The organism is Arthrobacter sp. Y3223164, from assembly GCF_059091005.1.
This window is the reverse complement of record NZ_JBNHGF010000023.1, coordinates 1-17,493: the sequence shown is the minus strand read 5'-3', so window position 1 is coordinate 17,493 and position 17,493 is coordinate 1. Positions and strand designations below refer to the sequence as shown.

The 17,493-nt window shown below is 63.7% G+C and carries 17 protein-coding genes; 7 read left to right on the top strand and 10 right to left on the bottom strand.

The window, feature by feature from the left end; all coding sequences use genetic code 11:
• The coding region (locus AC5RUJ_RS02975; protein WP_494155591.1) for an SbcC/MukB-like Walker B domain-containing protein at window positions 1-1,847 on the top strand (1,847 nt) is incomplete at its 5' end.
• Window positions 1,848-2,018: 171 nt separating this feature from the next.
• Window positions 2,019-3,041 (top strand): DUF808 domain-containing protein, encoded by a 1,023-nt coding sequence (locus AC5RUJ_RS02970; protein ID WP_494049963.1) that lies wholly within the window; start codon window positions 2,019-2,021, stop codon window positions 3,039-3,041.
• 148 nt (window positions 3,042-3,189) lie between these two features.
• Here the strand turns inward: AC5RUJ_RS02970 and AC5RUJ_RS02965 are convergent, their stop codons facing one another.
• Together AC5RUJ_RS02965 and AC5RUJ_RS02960 are read right to left on the bottom strand one after the other, a co-directional pair.
• Entirely contained in the window at window positions 3,190-3,459 is a 270-nt protein-coding gene (locus AC5RUJ_RS02965; RefSeq protein WP_494127865.1) for a DNA gyrase subunit A, read from the bottom strand.
• A gap of 323 nt (window positions 3,460-3,782) precedes the next feature.
• Window positions 3,783-5,348: an endonuclease VII domain-containing protein gene (locus tag AC5RUJ_RS02960; protein ID WP_494127866.1), complete on the bottom strand. Its 1,566-nt coding sequence runs from the start codon at window positions 5,346-5,348 to the stop codon at window positions 3,783-3,785.
• A 727-nt stretch (window positions 5,349-6,075) separates the two neighbouring features.
• Between AC5RUJ_RS02960 and AC5RUJ_RS02955 the strand changes: the two genes are divergently transcribed.
• Together AC5RUJ_RS02955 and AC5RUJ_RS02950 are read left to right on the top strand one after the other, a co-directional pair.
• The gene (locus AC5RUJ_RS02955; protein ID WP_494127867.1) at window positions 6,076-6,768 is read left to right on the top strand and encodes a hypothetical protein; all 693 of its coding nucleotides are present in this window, start codon (window positions 6,076-6,078) and stop codon (window positions 6,766-6,768) included.
• Between the two features lie 309 nt (window positions 6,769-7,077).
• Window positions 7,078-7,947: a YncE family protein gene (locus AC5RUJ_RS02950; protein WP_494155590.1), complete on the top strand. Its 870-nt coding sequence runs from the start codon at window positions 7,078-7,080 to the stop codon at window positions 7,945-7,947.
• A 68-nt stretch (window positions 7,948-8,015) separates the two neighbouring features.
• Here the strand turns inward: AC5RUJ_RS02950 and AC5RUJ_RS02945 are convergent, their stop codons facing one another.
• The 7 genes from AC5RUJ_RS02945 to AC5RUJ_RS02915 form a co-directional block, all read right to left on the bottom strand.
• Complete coding sequence (locus AC5RUJ_RS02945) at window positions 8,016-8,342, bottom strand: hypothetical protein (RefSeq protein ID WP_494127869.1); 327 nt, start codon at window positions 8,340-8,342, stop codon at window positions 8,016-8,018.
• Between the two features lie 108 nt (window positions 8,343-8,450).
• Window positions 8,451-8,711, bottom strand: coding sequence for a hypothetical protein (locus tag AC5RUJ_RS02940; protein ID WP_494127870.1), 261 nt, complete (start codon window positions 8,709-8,711; stop codon window positions 8,451-8,453).
• A gap of 93 nt (window positions 8,712-8,804) precedes the next feature.
• Window positions 8,805-9,305, bottom strand: a complete 501-nt coding sequence (locus tag AC5RUJ_RS02935) for a hypothetical protein (RefSeq protein ID WP_494127871.1) — start codon at window positions 9,303-9,305, stop codon at window positions 8,805-8,807.
• A 380-nt stretch (window positions 9,306-9,685) separates the two neighbouring features.
• On the bottom strand, window positions 9,686-10,528 hold the full coding sequence (locus AC5RUJ_RS02930) for a hypothetical protein (protein WP_494127872.1): 843 nt from the start codon (window positions 10,526-10,528) through the stop codon (window positions 9,686-9,688).
• A 191-nt stretch (window positions 10,529-10,719) separates the two neighbouring features.
• The gene (locus AC5RUJ_RS02925) at window positions 10,720-11,913 is read right to left on the bottom strand and encodes a hypothetical protein (RefSeq protein ID WP_494155589.1); all 1,194 of its coding nucleotides are present in this window, start codon (window positions 11,911-11,913) and stop codon (window positions 10,720-10,722) included.
• Between the two features lie 153 nt (window positions 11,914-12,066).
• Window positions 12,067-12,549: a hypothetical protein gene (locus AC5RUJ_RS02920; RefSeq protein ID WP_494127874.1), complete on the bottom strand. Its 483-nt coding sequence runs from the start codon at window positions 12,547-12,549 to the stop codon at window positions 12,067-12,069.
• A 261-nt stretch (window positions 12,550-12,810) separates the two neighbouring features.
• On the bottom strand, window positions 12,811-13,656 hold the full coding sequence (locus AC5RUJ_RS02915; protein ID WP_494127875.1) for a hypothetical protein: 846 nt from the start codon (window positions 13,654-13,656) through the stop codon (window positions 12,811-12,813).
• Between the two features lie 196 nt (window positions 13,657-13,852).
• Between AC5RUJ_RS02915 and AC5RUJ_RS02910 the strand changes: the two genes are divergently transcribed.
• Window positions 13,853-14,290, top strand: a complete 438-nt coding sequence (locus AC5RUJ_RS02910; protein ID WP_494127876.1) for a protein-tyrosine phosphatase family protein — start codon at window positions 13,853-13,855, stop codon at window positions 14,288-14,290.
• Between the two features lie 13 nt (window positions 14,291-14,303).
• On the opposite strand, the gene glgA is transcribed toward AC5RUJ_RS02910, so the two are convergent.
• Complete coding sequence (gene glgA, locus AC5RUJ_RS02905) at window positions 14,304-15,500, bottom strand: glycogen synthase (RefSeq protein ID WP_494127877.1); 1,197 nt, start codon at window positions 15,498-15,500, stop codon at window positions 14,304-14,306.
• A gap of 89 nt (window positions 15,501-15,589) precedes the next feature.
• On the opposite strand from glgA, the gene glgC reads away from it, so the two are divergent.
• Both glgC and AC5RUJ_RS02895 read left to right on the top strand, forming a co-directional pair.
• Window positions 15,590-16,882: a glucose-1-phosphate adenylyltransferase gene (glgC, locus tag AC5RUJ_RS02900; RefSeq protein ID WP_493999684.1), complete on the top strand. Its 1,293-nt coding sequence runs from the start codon at window positions 15,590-15,592 to the stop codon at window positions 16,880-16,882.
• 100 nt (window positions 16,883-16,982) lie between these two features.
• The coding region (locus tag AC5RUJ_RS02895) for a putative sulfate exporter family transporter (protein ID WP_494155588.1) at window positions 16,983-17,493 on the top strand (511 nt) is incomplete at its 3' end.

The following is a 17,493-nucleotide window of genomic DNA, read 5'->3' as shown; positions in this document are numbered from 1 at the left end:
AGGCCCGCTGGCGCCCGGCCGCCGAACGCGCACTGCGGTCGCTGGCCGCCGCAATGCTGGTCCCGGGCGACCGGATGAAGGCCGTCACGCGCTACCTGAACGAGCACAATATCTGTGGCTTCCTGCGGATCATCGACGTCAGCGCCCCGCTGGACGGAAAGGCCGACGCCGGCGACGATGACCTGGTCACCAAACTGGTCACCAAGGACACCGCCATGGGGCACTGGGTCCGGCGCAAGATCACGGCGCACTACGACTACGTCTGCGTCGACGACCCGGACGAACTGGCACACGTCGCCCGCGGCGTCACCCTGGGCGGCGCGGTAAAGCGCAGCAGCAGCACCACGGAAAAGGACGACCGGCACACCGGGGCGTCCGATTATTTGCTCGGCTTCGACAACCAGGACAAGATTGCCGCCCTCGCCGCGCGGTTGTTGGAACTGCGCGAGACGTACGGCACTGCGGATGCCGAATCCGCCGAACGCGCCCGCGAGCAGCAGGATCTGGGCCGCCGGCTGGCCGCAGCCAAGGCCGTGGCGGCCGACACCCGCGACTGGGAGGAGGTTTCCGCCGAAGCACACGCCGCCGCCGTGGAAGCGGCGGCGGAACGCCTGGAGCAGGCCCGGGATGCCAACGCGGACTTGGAGCAGCTGCGGTTCGAGCTGGAAACGGCGGAACTGGACCTCACGGCCGCCACGGAGAAGATCGGTGTGCTCAAGGGCGACGCCGCCCGGTTGACCGTCGAACTGGACGCCGCGCGCAGTCGCCGGGACACCCTGGCCGCCACCGGTGAGGCCGCCGGGCAACTGACGGACGAACTGGCCTCCGAGCTGGATGCCCTCTTTGCCCCCCACGGGGAGATCACCGACCTGGCCTTCCTGAGGGACGTCTGCACCCGGATCGAGCGCGCGCTGCTGGAATCCCGCGGCCTGCTGGAGCGGACCAGGCTGGAGGCCGGCAACCAGCTGGTGAAGATCTTCGAGTCCTACGGCAGGCAGTGGGGCTCAGACCGCGGCACGTCGCTGGAGGCCGCCGCCGACTACGAGGCGCGCTACCACGACATCGTGGGCGAAGGGCTGCCGCAGCGGGAGGCGGAATTCCGCGAGTACTTCAACAACCGCACCTACGAACGCTTCAGCGACCTGCTCCAGTTGCTGGACGAAGAACGCCGCAGCATTGCGTCCCGCCTGCAGCCGCTGAACCAAATCCTGCGGCGCGTGAAGTACCACGAGGACAGCCACCTGCAGATTGAGATCGCCAACGCGGTGCCGGACGCGTCGCACAAGTTCCGCACCGACCTGAAGAACGCGCTGCCGGTCATGGGCAGGCGGCAGACCGCCGAGGACATGGACGCCCGCTACCTCGCCCTGGAGCGGATTGTGGAGAGGCTGGCCTCCGAGGACGAGCGCCGCTGGCGCGCCGAGGTCCTGGACGTGCGGTCGCACGTGGACATCACCTGCACCAATCTCCTGGCGGACGGCCGCGCCTACACCAACCTGCAGGCCAGCCTGATGTCCGGCGGCGAGGGCCAGCGCTTCACCGCGTTCATCATGGCGTCGGCGCTGGCCTACCAACTGGGCATCGCCGGGCAGGGCTTCAGCACCTTCGGCACGGTGATGATGGACGAGGCCTTCGTGAAATCATCGCTGGCGTTCGCCGAGGCCAGCATCAACGCGCTGCACGAATTCGGTTTCCAGCTGCTGTTGGCCGCCCCCGAGGACAAGGTGGACCTGGCCCGCTTCCTCGGTTCGGTCACCGAAGTCCTGCGCGATGAATCCGCCAACCGGTCGGGCATTCTGGAACGAGGCCACTCCCTGGCGCGGCCGGTGGACATCGTGTTGCGCTGATGGGTTGTCCCCGGCCGCCCTCGATGAACGCCTTCCGTCTGGCCTCCATCAACGCACTCCCCCGGGCGGGCGGGCGTCGCGCCGCCGTATACTTTTGAGCATGCCGATCACGCACCTCAACCGTGGCCTCTACGTCCAGCAGTCCGCCGTCGAGCAATGCGGAGGCGATCTGTGAGCGGCGGTCTCGTCGCCCTGCTCGACGACGTCGCAGCCTTGGCCCGCATCGCGGCCGCCTCGGTGGACGACGTCGCGGCTGGCGCCGCCAAGGCCGGGGCCAAGGCCGCCGGCGTGGTGATCGACGACGCCGCCGTCACCCCGCAGTATGTGTCCGGGGCGGACCCGTCCCGCGAACTGCCGATGATCAAGCGCATCTTCTGGGGCTCGCTCCGGAACAAGCTGCTGATCATCCTGCCGGCGCTGCTGCTGATCAGCGCCTTCATCCCGGGGGCGATCCCGTTCATCCTCATGCTGGGCGGCACCTACCTCTGCTACGAGGGCGCCGAGAAGGTCTGGCACAAGCTGCGCGGCCACCACGCGGCCGAAAAGGCGCCGGCGGTCGAGCGGGGTCCGGAGGCGGAGTCCAAGGTCGTCAAGGGCGCCATCACCACCGACTTCATCCTGTCCTGCGAGATCATGGTGATCTCGATGAACGAGGTGGGCGACGCCTCCCTGTGGGTCCGGGCGCTCATCCTGGTCGTCGTGGCGATTGCGATCACGGTGCTCGTGTACGGCGCCGTCGGGCTCATCGTCAAGATGGACGACATCGGCCTGCACCTGACCACCAAGGACTCCGCGGGCTCGCAGCGCTTCGGCGCGCTGCTCGTCAAGGGCATGCCCGCGGTGCTGGCCGCGATCACCTTCGTCGGCACGATCGCGATGCTCTGGGTCGGCGGCCACATCATGCTCCAAGGGGCATACGACCTCGGCTGGCACGCTCCCTATGACCTGGTCCACGTCCTCGAGGGCCCGTTCGCCGGGATCCCGGTGGCTGGCGGCTTCCTGGCCTGGCTCGTGAACACCCTATGCTCGGCCGTCCTCGGACTCGCCTGGGGCCTGGTCGTCATGGCTATCCTGCACCCGCTGCTCAAGGTGCTGCCGTTCGGCAAGAAGAAGGACGGGCACGAAGAGGGCGACGCCCGCGCCGCCACAGCAGGCCATCGGCCGCCGGGACGCGACGCCGATCCCGCCCCCTGATTCATAAGCTGCCGGGTAGCCTGTTTCCCCGCCGAATACTGGCCTTGGGCCCGCGCAGCGGCTCTTCCATAGCGGTCCCACTCTTGAGGAGTGGGACCGCTTCCGCATTCAGAGATGCTCTACCGTGAGCGGATCGCACGTGACCAAGTCAGCGTCCATCGGTCAACATCGACCGGAGTTCGTCTGCCTGGGCAGCAATGGCCCGCCGCTGGTCTCGAGTAAATCTTCTGGCCTGCACGTTCAGGACGGCGAGGCTGCGATCTTTTCCCACCCCCAAAAGTTGACCCACGCGACGGGTTGCTTCGTCTATGTCCTCTGAATCCTCAATCACCTGAAAGACCTCGTCGCGTCGATCCATTGCATCCAGCAGCGCCTCGAGGGTCATCAAGTGACCCCTCGTCTGCTCCTCCTCATTCATGCGGCGATTCTCCCACGCCGGGAAGAACTACACCCTGCGATGCGGCAAGGGCCGGATTAACAGGCCTGGGACCACTTACAGCCGCACCGTACGCTGGGCAGGCATGGAAGGCACCGCCCCCCCTACAGGCCATCACCGCCCCTTCAGGCGCACGTATGAAATGACGTGTACCTCAGGCCCGTCGTCTAAATCACGTTCACGAACGATGCGACACCGCCCTAGCTTGGGCCGCCCCTGTGTGGCCTGAGGAAAATGGCGACGTTCTACGATCGCTTAGTGTCACTCTGGGGCGAATGGGACGCAATGAGAGCTCCGGCTGCGGCTTACTGGGCAAGCATGCCCCGCTCCACGAGGAGGCGGATGTGTTCGGGTGGTTCACCGGTGAGGTAGTCCGCCGCCGCCGTGAGGAGGACCGGGTCGTTCCTCAGGTAGCCGATGCCCGCATTGCACGGTTGGCAGAGCAGCCCCCTGATGCACTTACCACAGGTCCGATCCCCCGGGCAGCAGTCGTGATCGTGGTCGAGCACCAGCACCTTGTGGATGGTCGGGGTTTTTTTGCAGAGGTGGCAGAGTCCTCCCTGGACTTCCACCAAGGCCAGAAACTGTTCATGGCTGATCCCGAAGCGCGCTTCACGGACCGACTGGGCTCCGCACTCCTTGCAGCGTCCGACGAGGCAGTCCTTGTACCCGGCTGCGGATGTGAACTCGCTCTCCAGCAGCCAGCGTTCGCAGTCGATGCACTTCTTCCTGCCGGACTCGTCGCGCACGGTGGAGTCGGACTTCGGCCGCCGCGGCTCGAGGATCGTCATTTCGCCCTTGCGGCGGTACTGGGAAGCGTGCGAATCACAACAGACAATCGGCACCCTTTGCTTGGCGGGCCGCCCGCACTTTCCGTCCACGATGCCGGGCGCCTGGCAGGTAAGCCCGACCATGGTGGAGCCGCCCCGGGCTTTCTTCGAGCCGACGGGTGTGAAGGGCTTGCCCTTTGTGAACTCCCGATAATGCCACGTGCAGTAAAGCCCTCCCTCCCCTGAGCGTTGGTAGGCCGCTTCGGCGCAGTCCTCGACCGTACACACTGGCCAGGTGATGGCGGCAGCCACGGTGGCCTTGACGACCTGTTCCGCGAGAGCACGGATGTGTTCGGGTCGTTCGCCCGTCAGGTAGGTCGCCGCCGCCACTAGGAGGACTGGGTCGTTCCGCAGGTAGCCGATGCCGGCGTTGCAGGGCTGGCAGAGCAACCCCCGAATGCACCTACCGCAGGTCCGGTCCCCCGGGCAGCAGTCGTGGTCGTGATCCACAACCAGCACCCTGTGAATGGTCGGTGGCTTTTTGCAGAGGTGGCAGACGCCGGTCTGGGCTTCCACGAGGGCAAGAAACGTCTCCTGGTTGATTCCAAAGCGAGATTGACGGCTCCGTTGGGCTCCGCACTCTTTGCAGTTCCCGACCCGACCGTCCCGGGTGTTCTTGGTGGGTGTGAACTCGCTCTCGGGCAGCCATAGTCCACAATCGATGCATTGCTTCCGTTCGAACTCGTCGCGCACCGTGCTGTCCGACCTAGGTGGCCGCGGCGCCAGGATCGTCATTTCGCCCTTATGGCGGTACTGGGCACCGTGCGCGCTGCAGCAGATAATTGGGACCCGTTGCCCGGCGGGACGCCCGCACTTTCCGTTTACCAAACCCGGTCCTTGGCAGGTCAACCCGGCGAGCACCGATCCACCTCGGGCGGACCGTGTGCCGGGTGGGGTGAACGGCTTGCCGCGCTGGTACTCCTGGTAATGCAAGGCGCAGTACAGGCCCGAGTCGCCTGAGCGGCTGCATGCTTTGCATTCGCAGCCGTTGACGGTGCAGACTGGCCAATTTTCGAGGATGGCCTTGAGCGCTTCTTCCATGTGCGCATACTAGCGACCGGCTCTGTCGCTTTGGGCGGACAGGCCGATCAGCCACATCGGGCGCCCTCTGGACGTAATCCGGCCCAAGGCGTAAGGCATCGTCTGACCACCGCCAAAACGGCCCGGAACCTCACATCAGCTTGGTCTGTCTCCGACGGCAGCCAGGGCTGCGGTCTGCTTCGGAGCAAGGATGCCGCGGCGGCAGGCGGTGCGCTGGCGGATGAGCCAGGCGGCCAGCGCCCGTTCGGTCGCGTCCGCCGCTGGTTCCAGATGCGGGCCGGAGCCCGGAAAGTCCGTACCCTGCCTGTCTCGGGGTTGAGGGTGCGTCGCTACGTCCTACAAAGGTGCCAGTTGCGGTATTAATAACCACATCGGCACCACGTACAAGAAATCGTGCCTTATCAATCCGATTACCACCGATGGGCTTGAATCAATCCGCAGTGCACCGGCGACGCCTTGGACCGTCAGCGATTTGTGATTACTTGGTGTCGCCAAATAAGGCGTTGGGTTGCCATGTATCAGGCCATGGAAGTCATATCCCCCCCCCATCCTGACCGATCGTCTCCCCACACGTCTTGGCGAGGATCTCGTCTGCTAGCGTGACGTACCCCTTTTTTCCCGTCGAGATATAGGATGTCGGATATCTGGTTGAACGATTGTCTCGCCGTGCAGAGGGCACTTTCTGGGGGTTCATGTGCGTTTTAGGTTGGCTGTCCCCGCGGCGTTGATGAGCCTAGTGCTTGGAGGATGCGGCGCCGCTGCGGAGGCCGAACCGGAGCACAAATGGTCCGGTTCGTTTCAGGTCACGCTCAACGAGGAAACCACGGCAAGCTTCCTCGACGGCTACTCTTTCCAGGTCGATCTGAGCCTGGACCAACCGATGCGTGACCACTTCAATGTCGTAGATGCGGCTGAGCTAGGTATGACCGAGCTCTCCTACAACGTGCCCAGCTTCGCTACGGTTCAAAGCACCACGGAGGGTGACCGCGAGATGCCTTTCGGAATGCTAGCGACCCTGCGTGTGCACGGCACTTTCGATGCGGGCTCTACCGTCTGTTCCACCTTTGCCTCGCCTGCATCCCCTTGCATGCTGCTGCTTAGCAGCATCGGACTTCAGGATTTCGAGGGGACGGAGGTCCTCATGCACGATTACCGCGAAAAGGTGGCGTTTGGCAAAGAGCCCCTGACCTCGCGATCTCACGGACTTATCAAGCCGGAAATAACGGTGCCTACCGAGGACGTCGACGCGCTGCTCGAGGAGATTTACGCGGTCGAGCGGTTGACTGTGACGCTGTTCGATGACGGGGCGGGCCTGGAGATAGATCCGGCCTGTCCCTTGAGGGAAGACCACGGAGCCCCGAAGTACGAGGAGTACCTCGGCATGCTGGACATTCCGTGCGGCGCATCGCAAACCGACTGACACCTTCTGCTGGGCTGGGCAGGAACGGCTACATGGGCAGGTAGAGTCTGCGGCATGGGAAACATGAGACCGGCGCCGGTGATCAATGAAGCTGTTGTGAATCGCTTTCGTCGCGATGCGGAACCCGCGAGGCCTACGCCGCTTGTACCGGAACCCGGGATGGAACCGCCGCTTCCTTCGTACCCACGCTCCGAAAAGCCCCTTCGCCAGCAGAGCCTCGAAACTGTCGAAAAGTGGCCAAAACTGGACGTAATCGGGTCGGTGCTAAGTCCGGAGCTGCGGCATGCAAGGATCTCGGAGACTTTCACCGTGGGCGATCAGTTCTTGGTTTTCACCGGACGTGGGAAGGCTACCGACGGAACTCCGTTCAATCACGTGGAAGTCAGGGCCGCCAGCGGTGAAATCCTGCGCAAGGTCGAGTTGCCCTACCAGGGCTACCTGAACTCTCTCGCAGCCGACTGCGTCATCGCGCACCAAGACGAAATTGCACGAGTCTACTCACCTGATGCCACCCTCGAAGGCGCCTTCTCATTCAAGGATTTGCCCGAAATTGGCGTCGCCAAGAGTCTTCACGATCAGTTTTATCGAGATCAGGATCTTCCCTTTTCAATGCCGCGAAAGGATGTCCGTCCCCGTTGTGTGACCGCAAGCCTTACACGCCGTTTACTTGCCGTCACCATGGTGGACCACGTGTTCGTTTACGACTTTGACGGGAACGTCTTAATGGCCGCCAGCCTCCCTCGGACTCCGTCACGTGAGGACTGGGTTTACTTCGTGCGGTTCAGCCGGAACGGAAGCTCGCTGTACGTCGGTGGCTACTCGGGCTTGGTCGTAAGAGTGGATCTCCAAGGAGTTGTTCAGGACACATGGCGGCTTGGACAGGCCCCGTGGAGGGCAGTCGAATGCGAGGGCGGACTATCAGGTATCACTTCTGCCCACAGTGCGTTCCGCTTGGAGTCGGGCGGTGTGATTCACCTTGAGCCGCCTGCCACGCTCCCCGTCGGGGAGATGATCGGTAGCTTCATGGTCTCGACTGAACGCAAGGAAATTGCGGTCTTCGATCTTGGCTCACTATCCGGGTTCCGCGTGACACTCCCCCAGCCGCGAACAGCCTGTTACTCGGAGAATGGCCGACTAGTATTCGAGACGGCTACTAAGAAGTTCATTTTAAAGGACTAGGTACCAACTGCTGTTGCCAACGACTTAGCGGCCGTAGGAGTCTAGGAATGACTCGGTCTCCCGCTCGCCTAGAGTTCGAAAACAGCATTCGGGTCTTCCATGGCGCGCCTCAGCTCTCCAAGGTTGCCGATGCCAGCGAGGGGTGAAGTCTGCGCAACTTCGACAATGCCTCCGACAATGGTCTGCATTGCCGCGACGTCGCGAGACTCGAGCGCCAAGTCCAGGCTTTCGAACAGCGACTTGTTTGTCTCGCGGCGCTCTTCAAAGATCCGGTCGAAGTACTCCCGCAAAGTCTCCTTATAGGCCTGAATCCGCTGGACCTCAGTCTCGCGATATGTCCTGAGCTTCTCTCGTTTGGTGCTTTCGGACTGGTGGACCTGGACCATCTCGCGCACACCGTCCACTAGATGGATGAGTGCGCCCAGCGCATCGGTTTGGGTGGACTATGTGAAGCCTCAACCACGTTCCCCGAGAGAGTCTCCCCCTTTAGGACGTTCTTCTGATCAGGCATCCGCCGTCTCCGTATCTGCATCTCGGTACTTGAAGGTGAGCTGTTCGGTGTTCGCGTCCAAGGTGCCGTGCTTGTCAACGATCGGTGCTGCTACTACATCCCCCACCGAGGTGACGAGCACCAAAGCCGTCTGGAGCCGCTCCTCGTGAGAGTTCATATTAAAGGGCTCGGATTCGAGCAGGTCGAGAGCTTTCGCTGTCCGAGACACCAGCATGGTCAGGACGTCGCTCAGCTCGCGTGCCCGTTTTCGCACCCCACGGAGGACTTCATCACGTTCATCCAGTCGCGCAACCTCAGATTCCACTTCCGCACAGTGCGCGTCCGCCGCGTTCTGGGCCTTTACTCCCTAACCTTTAACTGCGAGGCCGGCGAACAAGAGACCGGAGCCCGCAGCTGCGACATTGATAGCAGGTCTGCCCAGCTTTCCGCCCCAACCACCGGAAGCTTCGCTTCCGCCGCCGAAAAATGCGAGCATCGCTTTCTCCTGAACCGCCCCATTGAGGGCGACCAGCGGGGTCCCTGTGCTGGCTTTGGCCCAACGTTTCGCTGCCGCGGGAAGGGCTGCGCGGGTCGTGCGACTTGCGGCTAATGAACCGAAGAGGCCAAAGGCCCAGCCGGCGACGTCCGAGTTGAGCTTAGCCATTTCCACTACCGGCTTCGTTGGACCGTCGACTCCGTCTAGGATGAAGCACGCTTTCACCCGGACCTGCTTGTCCTGACGCTCAAGGAAGGCCCGCATCCGGAGGATGACATCCCGAAAGCCGATCCTGCGACCGGCGTCCTGATTCGCTCCGTTGACGATGCCGCCGGAGCCATAGCAGAGAGTGTTCGCGGCGTCTGCAATCAAATTTCAAGGCGCACCTAGGTTCTTGGCTTCCGCGCGATCTCCGCGGCCGTACATCAGGTCACAGCGAAGTGCCCTACCGACTCTCAGCAGGCATCGGAGGAGACCACACGATTGACGACTTCATCGAAGGCTTCGGAAGACAGACAGAAATGGACCGCGGTCATCACATGCATGAGCAATGGGCCGGAGGATGTGCCGGGCGCCGCTAGAGGTTAGCCAGTCAGGAACGCTTGCGTGAAAACCGAAGGAGCCTTGCCTCACGTTCGCGTCGCTCGCGGCGAATCTCCTTCACCGTCTCTTCGAACGGTTGCTTGAGTTCAGCCTCACGCGCTTTTCGTCGAGCCTCCACTATCTCGGGAGCGAGACTTATCGGTCTAAACTCAACGGTCGCTCTGGCTGCCATCCTCTTCACCTCCATCGTTCTCTAATTGTATCGCCACAGAGCCTTTGTCAAGCTCTCGTGCCGACGCGCGCCGCCCGCGTTCCGCCGCTGCACAGAATGAAGCGAGCACATCTGCGACAAATCGGAGATTTACTTCATCAGACTGGTCGAAGCTCCCAGGGGCGGTCGAATCCAGCGAGAGGATCCCATACAGCTCGCTATCCTGTGACACAGACGCTGCGGTGAATGAAGCATAGTCGCGCCCCACAACCTCGTTCTCACGATAAGTTTCACTCACCCCGTTGAGAAGCTCGATCATCGCCGCGAAGCGCTCGGATCCATCCCTGTGTACGCTTGGCTCGTCGGCCCTGCCCTCCGATACAAACGGTACGAGTTGAGACGCTCCGTTGACCGCTGTAAGCGTGTAGAAGACGGCACGGACACCTTCCACGGCAGGATATATCGATCCTGCCAGCCCTCTGACCGCTTCACTGATCGCTTGGTCTCGAACCAGTTCGCGCTCTTTCCTGCCCTTTGTGTTTGTTGCAGGAATTCTTGAGACGAGGGACGCGACAAGCCTCAAGCAGGTACGCTCGCGGGCGTCTATCACGTCCTGGTTCCGCTGAATATGCTCGCCGTAATGCTCCTTCACTCCGAGCGGCACAGCACCGATCAGGATCAAGGCTGTGCCGGACGCGACGTACAGCCAATCCAGATTGCTGCCGATGTGGGTCGAGATGAGAAGGCCACCGAAAACCGGAAGAACCCATGGAGCCACCGCCATGTAGAAGTACCGTCTCGCAACCCAGCCGACGACGGACCAGTACACTCGTTTCACCAAACCTCGATCCTTGGGATCAGTTTTCGCCAGACTCCACCAGAGTTTGCCTCCGCAAACGATGCTAGCTCTTCGAGGCACCCTCCTCGCTTGGGACACGGCTAGGCGTCTGCGCCGGCATGTCTGAGCATGTATCCGCGGCCCTTGCGGGTGTCGTGAATGCCGCGCCCCGCGCCGCTGGTGGCAGATCAGGATCAGGCTGCAGTAGCCGAGAATCCTGCCTCTCGCAGGAGCCAAGCAGCTGCGTTCGCCGCTGCACGCTCATCGTGCCCCTGGTACAGCAGACGCGCCTCGGCCTCCGAACGGACCGCCTCCATCGTCCCTGCCGTCATCCCCCACCCGGCCAGCTTCGAACGCAGTCCGGCCAGCCACGCACGCTGTTCGCTCACGGGCACGGTTACAGCCGGGAAATCGGTGCGAGAGGCGCGCGGACCGTCAAGCGCCATGCCCGCCTTGATCCGCCGCTGCCGGGCCAGAGGACCATCCTCAATCTCCACCTTTGAGAGCACCCAGAAAGCTACTGCTGCGGCCGCTCCCCTACCGGCCACCATTTTCTCAGCCCGGCGGGTCAGTTCGCGCTCCAGAGTGGCGTCCACTGCTGCCGGGTAAAAGCGACCAGCAAACGCTGCGGTTGCAGCAGCAATCCAAGACTCGGTGCCGCCCCCATCACCGCCCTTGGATACCGTTATCCCCTGCAGCACGTGGTCCACAATTTCCTTGGCTTCCATCTTCTTGGCGCGGTGCGTGTTGAACCGCTCGTTGAATTCGTCGGCTTGTTCGCGCCAAGCCTTCTCAGCTGCAGCGCGGGCCTCGGTGCAACCATGCTCGGCGGCGTACGCATCCAGTGCCGTCATCAGTTCCGTGGGGTCCCCTTCCGCGGTAATGCCGGCCGCGGCCAGGACCTTCCGATCGGAGGCAGCATTCCGCTTCGAGACCGCTAAGACGGCGACCGGATCAACGCCGGCAGCATCGGCGACCGCCACCAGCCAAGCCCGGTGACCGAGGCCGTCCGCATACCCCCATGCCGGGTGGGCCACGGAAGCGAGGATGGCGCCGGGCAGGGATTCTGCGCCCTCCTCCCCCGCCAGCCGTTGAGTTGCTTCCCGTTGGTCCTTGGCGGTGGCTTTCTGCTCTGCGGTGAGCCGGCGCGCAGCCCGGAATCGGCGTGGCACCGACTTCCGCGCCGTCGGCAATTCATGGAGCCAGCCCATCTCGACGACCTGATTCAGAGCCCGCTTCGCTGTCGCTGTGGACCACCCGGTCAGCAGGGCCACGCGGGGGTAGCTCAGCTGCGCCGTCTCCCAGCCTTTCTCCTCCACTGAGCCAAGCAACTCAGTTGCCGCGACGGCGAGCATGACCCTGGCTCGCAGTTGGTGCGCCGGACTCATCCGCGCCTGGTTCAGAACCCGCCTGATCCGGTATCGAGTCTTTTGGAGCGTTATCCAGAATTTTGGATAACCGTTGAACGCACTCACAAGGCAAGGGAGCAGCTTTTCAGGCTTATTAGGGTTTATCGCCTTATTTAACTGCCGCAGCATCCTTCACCACGCGATGCCCTCGGTCTTCCGAAATATCTGCAGCACCATTTCCGGGTCCTCTCGCAGCCAGCCAGCCGGCACGTACCGCCCATCGGGGAGATACGTCGTGGGAGCAAAGAGCCACTGCGTCAAGTCGTTCTCGCCGTAACCACGCTCCTTGGCCACCGCGAGCAGCTCCGAAATAACCGGCAGCACTTGGCCGCCGGTGAACTGGAGGGCAGGGTAGAAAACCTCCTCGCCGGGCAGTTCGATCCCGATCAACTTTCCCTGCGCGCGGAGCTCCGCCGCGGATTGGCCAAGCAGCTCGGTGGCCTCGGCTTCGCTATACGGCCGACAACTCTGCCTCAGACGGCGAAAGAACCGAGCAGTGTTGAAGAGCCCTTGCGCATGCTGGCGCGATATCTTCTTCCATCCGGGGCAGAGCTCCTCCACAACAACGGGGACCAGGTCCGCCGCCTCCCGGCAGGCCGCAACGGTGACTGTCACAGTGCGGGCATCATCATCGTGGTCGACACGCACTGTGAGGCCCGGTGAGTCAAGTCGTCCGTCAGTTCCGCCACTTGGGCGGTGATGTCTGCACTGACCGGCAACCGATAGTGGTGGAGTTCCAAGGCGGGTTTCATCATCCCAAGCTAGCGGCCTGCAGTGACGGGAAGGAATCTTCCTCCCGCCGCACACATGGATGCCCATGGAAGAAAAGTTTGCTCGTGAACTTGTCAACGCCCAAGCACCTGAGTGCGATGCCCCTTAGGGCGAGCCGTTTGGAAAGGACCTCATCACAGGCCGCAGAAGCGCTTTGTCATGCACATCTGAGAGGTCTGGAACGCAATTCAGAATCCCCAACCTTGCGAAGTCGCGCTCGGTTTGAACCCCTACAGCCCCGACGATCCCCTCGCCAGAGATGCGGTACATGTTCATTGAGTACTCGGGAGAATTCGGGATCACCTCCCCGAGGCCGCGAAACATGAACCCAACAATCAGGTCCAAGCCCGTAGAAGAGACGTCCACCAAGAACATTTCATGGTCACCAGAGGTGAAGGACACGGGCGAATCTTCGCTAACTCGACCCCGAGCAGCTTCAGACAACTTCGATCTGTCGTAGGCAACCACGTGCAGGGACAAGGACTTCATCCCCGGTCGATCCTGGATGAAGATGGCATCTCGCTGTCTCAGCCTGCCGGCCAGAGGGAGCCAACCCGGAAATGTTGTGTAAACGTGCGCGAATTGTTGCATGTGCAATTCACCCAAAGCGGGCAGCCGGGTCGACAACCTCTCGCCACCCTCTTCGGACTGCGCAGAGGTCCATCCGCTCTTGTGGTAATGGCACTTGGCAACCCCACTTTGGCCGACCTTCACCGTTGTTTCCGCGACCGGCAGGATGCCTTCATTCTGTGGCCTGAATTCAGAGAGAAACAAGCCGCTTCGCCGCTCCCACGGCGTTGACAAGATGATGCCGCCATCCGAATTGACGATGAGTCGTGCGAGCAACCGAAATTCACCGCTCTCGTATTCACGAACGGCGATCCGTATCGACCTCTTGATCTTCGGAGCAGGTTCGATGATGGCGTTCTCAACACTCAAAATCTTATCCATTCAACCGATCCTATGCTCAGTGCGGACACGACTGCGATTGCGGATTGAAAGGTTTCGAAGGCCTCATCTTCCTTGGCTTGTAACGCCGCGTGCGTACACGCTTTTCTATACGTGCGACGTCGGGTGCACTGTTCGCGTGTATCCGATCATTTGATGGGGTGAGACGTGAAGTCCCGTCCCGGCTATCCTCTCTGCCATGGGATCAGCGTGGGATCCCGGGCTGCCGGGAGTGCTGCGGCTGCCGTCGGGGAGGCTGTTGCGCGGCCGCGCGCTGCGTCTTCCGCTGCCGCCGGGTCCCGCGCCGGAATTCGCCTTGTACCTGAAGCACCGGACGCCGGCCCCCACCCTGTGGGAGCAGGGGTGGGTGCGCTGGCGCGATCTCCGGCTGCCGGAAGACCTGTCGGACGCCGAGGCGGCCTTCCGCGAAGCCTGGCTGCGCGCCGGGGACGAACGGGTGGAGGTCGCCTGCTACGGAGGCCGGGGGCGGACCGGCACAGCGCTGGCCTGCATCGCGGTTCTCGACGGCGTTCCCGCCGCCGAGGCCACCCGCTACGTACGTGAGCACTACCGCCCCGGCGCCGTCGAAACCCCGTGCCAGCGACGGTTTGTGCGCCGGTTCCCCCTACGCCAGTAGCGGGCTGCGCCTCCTACGCGAGCACGCTGCGGTAAAGACTAAGGGTCTTCTCGGCGATGGAGTCCCAGGAGAAGTGCTCCTCGGCGCGCCGGCGGCCCGCCTCGCCCTGGCGGCGGGCGGCGGCCGGGTCATCCAGCGTCTTGTTGAGTGCGGCGGCGAAATCGCGGACAAACTGTTCCTCGTCCAGCGGGGTGCCCGTCCCGTCGCTCGCCTGCTCCAACGGCACCAGCGTGCCGGTGACGCCGTCCTCGACGACCTCCGGAATGCCGCCGGTGGCGCTGGCTACCACCGGGGCACCGCAGGCCATGGCTTCAAGGTTCACGATGCCCAGCGGTTCGTAGATCGACGGGCACGCGAAGACGGTGGCATGGCTGAGCACCTGGATCAGTTCCGGCCGCGGGAGCATCCGCTCGATCACCACGACGCCGTCGCGGCTCCCGCGCAGCCCGGCCACCAGGGCATTCACCGAGGCCGCCAGTTCCGGGGTGTCGGCGGCGCCGGCACACAGCACCAGCTGTACTTCCGGCGGCAGCAACGCCGCGGCGCGCAGCAGGTACGGCACGCCCTTCTGCCGGGTAATCCGCCCCACGAAGACCACGCTGGGCCGGTCCGGGTCGATTCCCAAGGCGCGCACAGCGTCGTCGTCGTCATCCGGTTTCCATTCCTGCACGTCCACGCCGTTGTGGACCACGTGCACCCGGTCCGGATCCACATCGGGGTAGCTGCGCAGAATGTCCCTGCGCATCCCGGCGGAAACGGCCACGACGGCGGCGGCCGCCTCGTAGGCGGTGCGCTCCGCCCAGGACGAGAGCCGATAGCCCCCACCCAACTGCTCCGCCTTCCACGGTCGCAACGGTTCCAGCGAATGCGCGCTGAGCACGTGCGGCACATCGTGCAGCAGCGACCCCAAATGCCCGGCCATATTGGCATACCAGGTGTGGGAATGAATCAGGTCCGCGCCGGCGAAGCCGTCAAGCATCTCAAGGTCGACGCCGAGGGTCTGCACCGCGGCATTGGCTTTCCGCAGTCCGGCCGGGACCCCGTAGCTGCGCACCGTCGCGCCATGGAAGTCGGACGGCCGGTCGGCCCCGAAGGCATGCACGTGCAGATCCACCCTGCCGGCCAGCACCCGGCTGAGCTCGGCCACGTGAACGCCGGCTCCGCCGTAGATTTCCGGCGGGAATTCTTTTGTCACAATGTCTACACGCACGACACCTAACGTAGTGCACGCCCGGCCCTTCCTCTACTGTGTGTTGACAAGGGGGACGTGTGTCGGTCCGGCACTGGACCGCGAATGCGATGGGATGGACGATGCCACAGAAGAAGGTTTTGGCCGTTGTGCTAGCCGGCGGCGAGGGAAAGCGCCTGATGCCGCTCACAGCCGACCGGGCCAAACCGGCCGTGCCCTTTGCGGGCAGCTACCGGCTGATCGATTTCGCGTTGTCCAACCTGGTCAATTCCGGATACCGGGAGATCGTGGTGCTGACGCAGTACAAATCGCACAGCCTGGACCGGCACATTTCCGAAACCTGGCGCATGGCTGCGCAGCTGGGCAACTACGTTGCCTCGGTACCGGCGCAGCAACGGCGGGGCAAGAGCTGGTTTCTGGGCAGCGCCAATGCCATCTACCAGTCCCTGAACCTGATCCATGACGCCCGGCCGGACATCGTGGTGGTGGTCGGCGCGGACCACGTCTACCGGATGGACTTCTCCCAGATGGTGGAGGAGCACATAGCGTCCGGCGCGGCCGCCAGTGTGGCCGCGGTGCGCCAGCCGCTCGCGCTGGCCAATCAGTTTGGCGTGATCGAGTCCGAGCCCGATGCGCCCACCAAGATCCGCGCCTTCGTGGAGAAGCCCGCGACCACTCCCGGCCTGGCGGATGACCCGGACAGTTTCCTGGCGTCCATGGGAAACTACGTCTTCAACACTGACGCACTGCTGCAGGCCCTGGAAGCCGACGCCGAACGGTTGGACACCAACCACGACATGGGCGGCGACATCATCCCCTATTTCGTGGAACGCGGCGAAGCGGCCGTCTACGATTTCACCGCGAACGACATTCCCGGCTCCACCGGGGCCGACCAGCAGTACTGGCGCGACGTCGGCACGCTGGATTCCTACTACGAGGCCCACATGGACCTGATCAGCCCGCTGCCCGCCTTCAACCTCTACAACCTGCGGTGGCCGATCTATACGCGCCAGTCGGTGTCTCCCCCGGCCAAGCTGGTGCGCGGAGTCAGCGGCACCGCCGGCACGGCGCACGACTCCCTCCTGTCCCAGGGCGTGGTGGTTTCGGGAGCAGAAGTCACCGAGTCGGTGCTCTCCACCGACGTCTTCGTCGCCGAAGGCGCCCAGATCCACGGGAGCGTGCTGTTGGACAAGGTGACGGTGGGTGAGGGAGCCGTGGTCCGGAGGGCCATAGTGGACAAGAACGTCCGCATCCCGGCCGGTGCCACCATCGGCGTCGATCCGGAACTGGACCGCGCGCGGGGCTTCACTGTCACCGAGTCCGGGCTGACCGTCCTGAGCAAGGACCAGAAGGTGATCCTCGGCCCCACGGCGAGCGCCGAGCACAAGGCTGCTTCTTTGTAACAGCGGGCACAAGTTCATGGCGTTGTCCCGCCGCCCATTCTGTTGAAGGGAGGGTGCCGCTTGCGCCCGGACCGCGGACTGCAGGCGGTACGGTAGCGAAGTGCCTCAACCTCAGTCACCGGAGTCCCGCCCTGCCCGGCCCGGAGAGCCCGCGGGGCCGCAGGATCCGGGGCCGCGCGCCACACCTTGGCTGCTCCGCGTCGGACCGGGGCTGCTCTTTGCGGCGGCCGCCGTAGTTGCCGCCCACGGCCTGCACTGGCTCGCGCCGGCCGTCCCGGTGATGAGCTTCGCCGTGGTGCTGGGTATCCTGGCGGCGAACCTGCCGCCTACTGCTTCGTGGACGGCTGGAGCGGCGCTTCCCGGGCTGGCCTTCTGCGGACGGGCGCTGATGCGTGCAGGGATTGTGCTGCTGGGCGCCCGGCTGGCGCTCTCGGACCTGGCCGAGCTGGGCTGGTTCGCCTTGGTGCTGGTGGTCCTGGTGCTGTTGCTGGCGTTCGGCGGAACCTTCCTGTTAGCGCGCTGGCATCGTTTGCCCGGCGACCAGCCCGTGCTGCTGGCCGCCGGATTCTCCATCTGCGGGGCCTCGGCCATCGGCGCCGTCGCCGCGGCCC

Excerpts from the sequence above, each read along its gene's own strand:
- AC5RUJ_RS02910 (WP_494127876.1), top strand. The coding sequence starts at position 13,853 with ATGGGATCAGCGTGGGATCCCGGGCTGCCGGGAGTGCTGCGGCTGCCG.
- glgC (WP_493999684.1), top strand. The coding sequence starts at position 15,590 with ATGGGATGGACGATGCCACAGAAGAAGGTTTTGGCCGTTGTGCTAGCC.
- AC5RUJ_RS02915 (WP_494127875.1), bottom strand. The coding sequence starts at position 13,656 with ATGGATAAGATTTTGAGTGTTGAGAACGCCATCATCGAACCTGCTCCG.
- AC5RUJ_RS02955 (WP_494127867.1), top strand. The coding sequence starts at position 6,076 with ATGAGCCTAGTGCTTGGAGGATGCGGCGCCGCTGCGGAGGCCGAACCG.
- AC5RUJ_RS02965 (WP_494127865.1), bottom strand. The coding sequence starts at position 3,459 with ATGAATGAGGAGGAGCAGACGAGGGGTCACTTGATGACCCTCGAGGCG.
- AC5RUJ_RS02925 (WP_494155589.1), bottom strand. The coding sequence starts at position 11,913 with ATGAGTCCGGCGCACCAACTGCGAGCCAGGGTCATGCTCGCCGTCGCG.
- AC5RUJ_RS02960 (WP_494127866.1), bottom strand. The coding sequence starts at position 5,348 with ATGGAAGAAGCGCTCAAGGCCATCCTCGAAAATTGGCCAGTCTGCACC.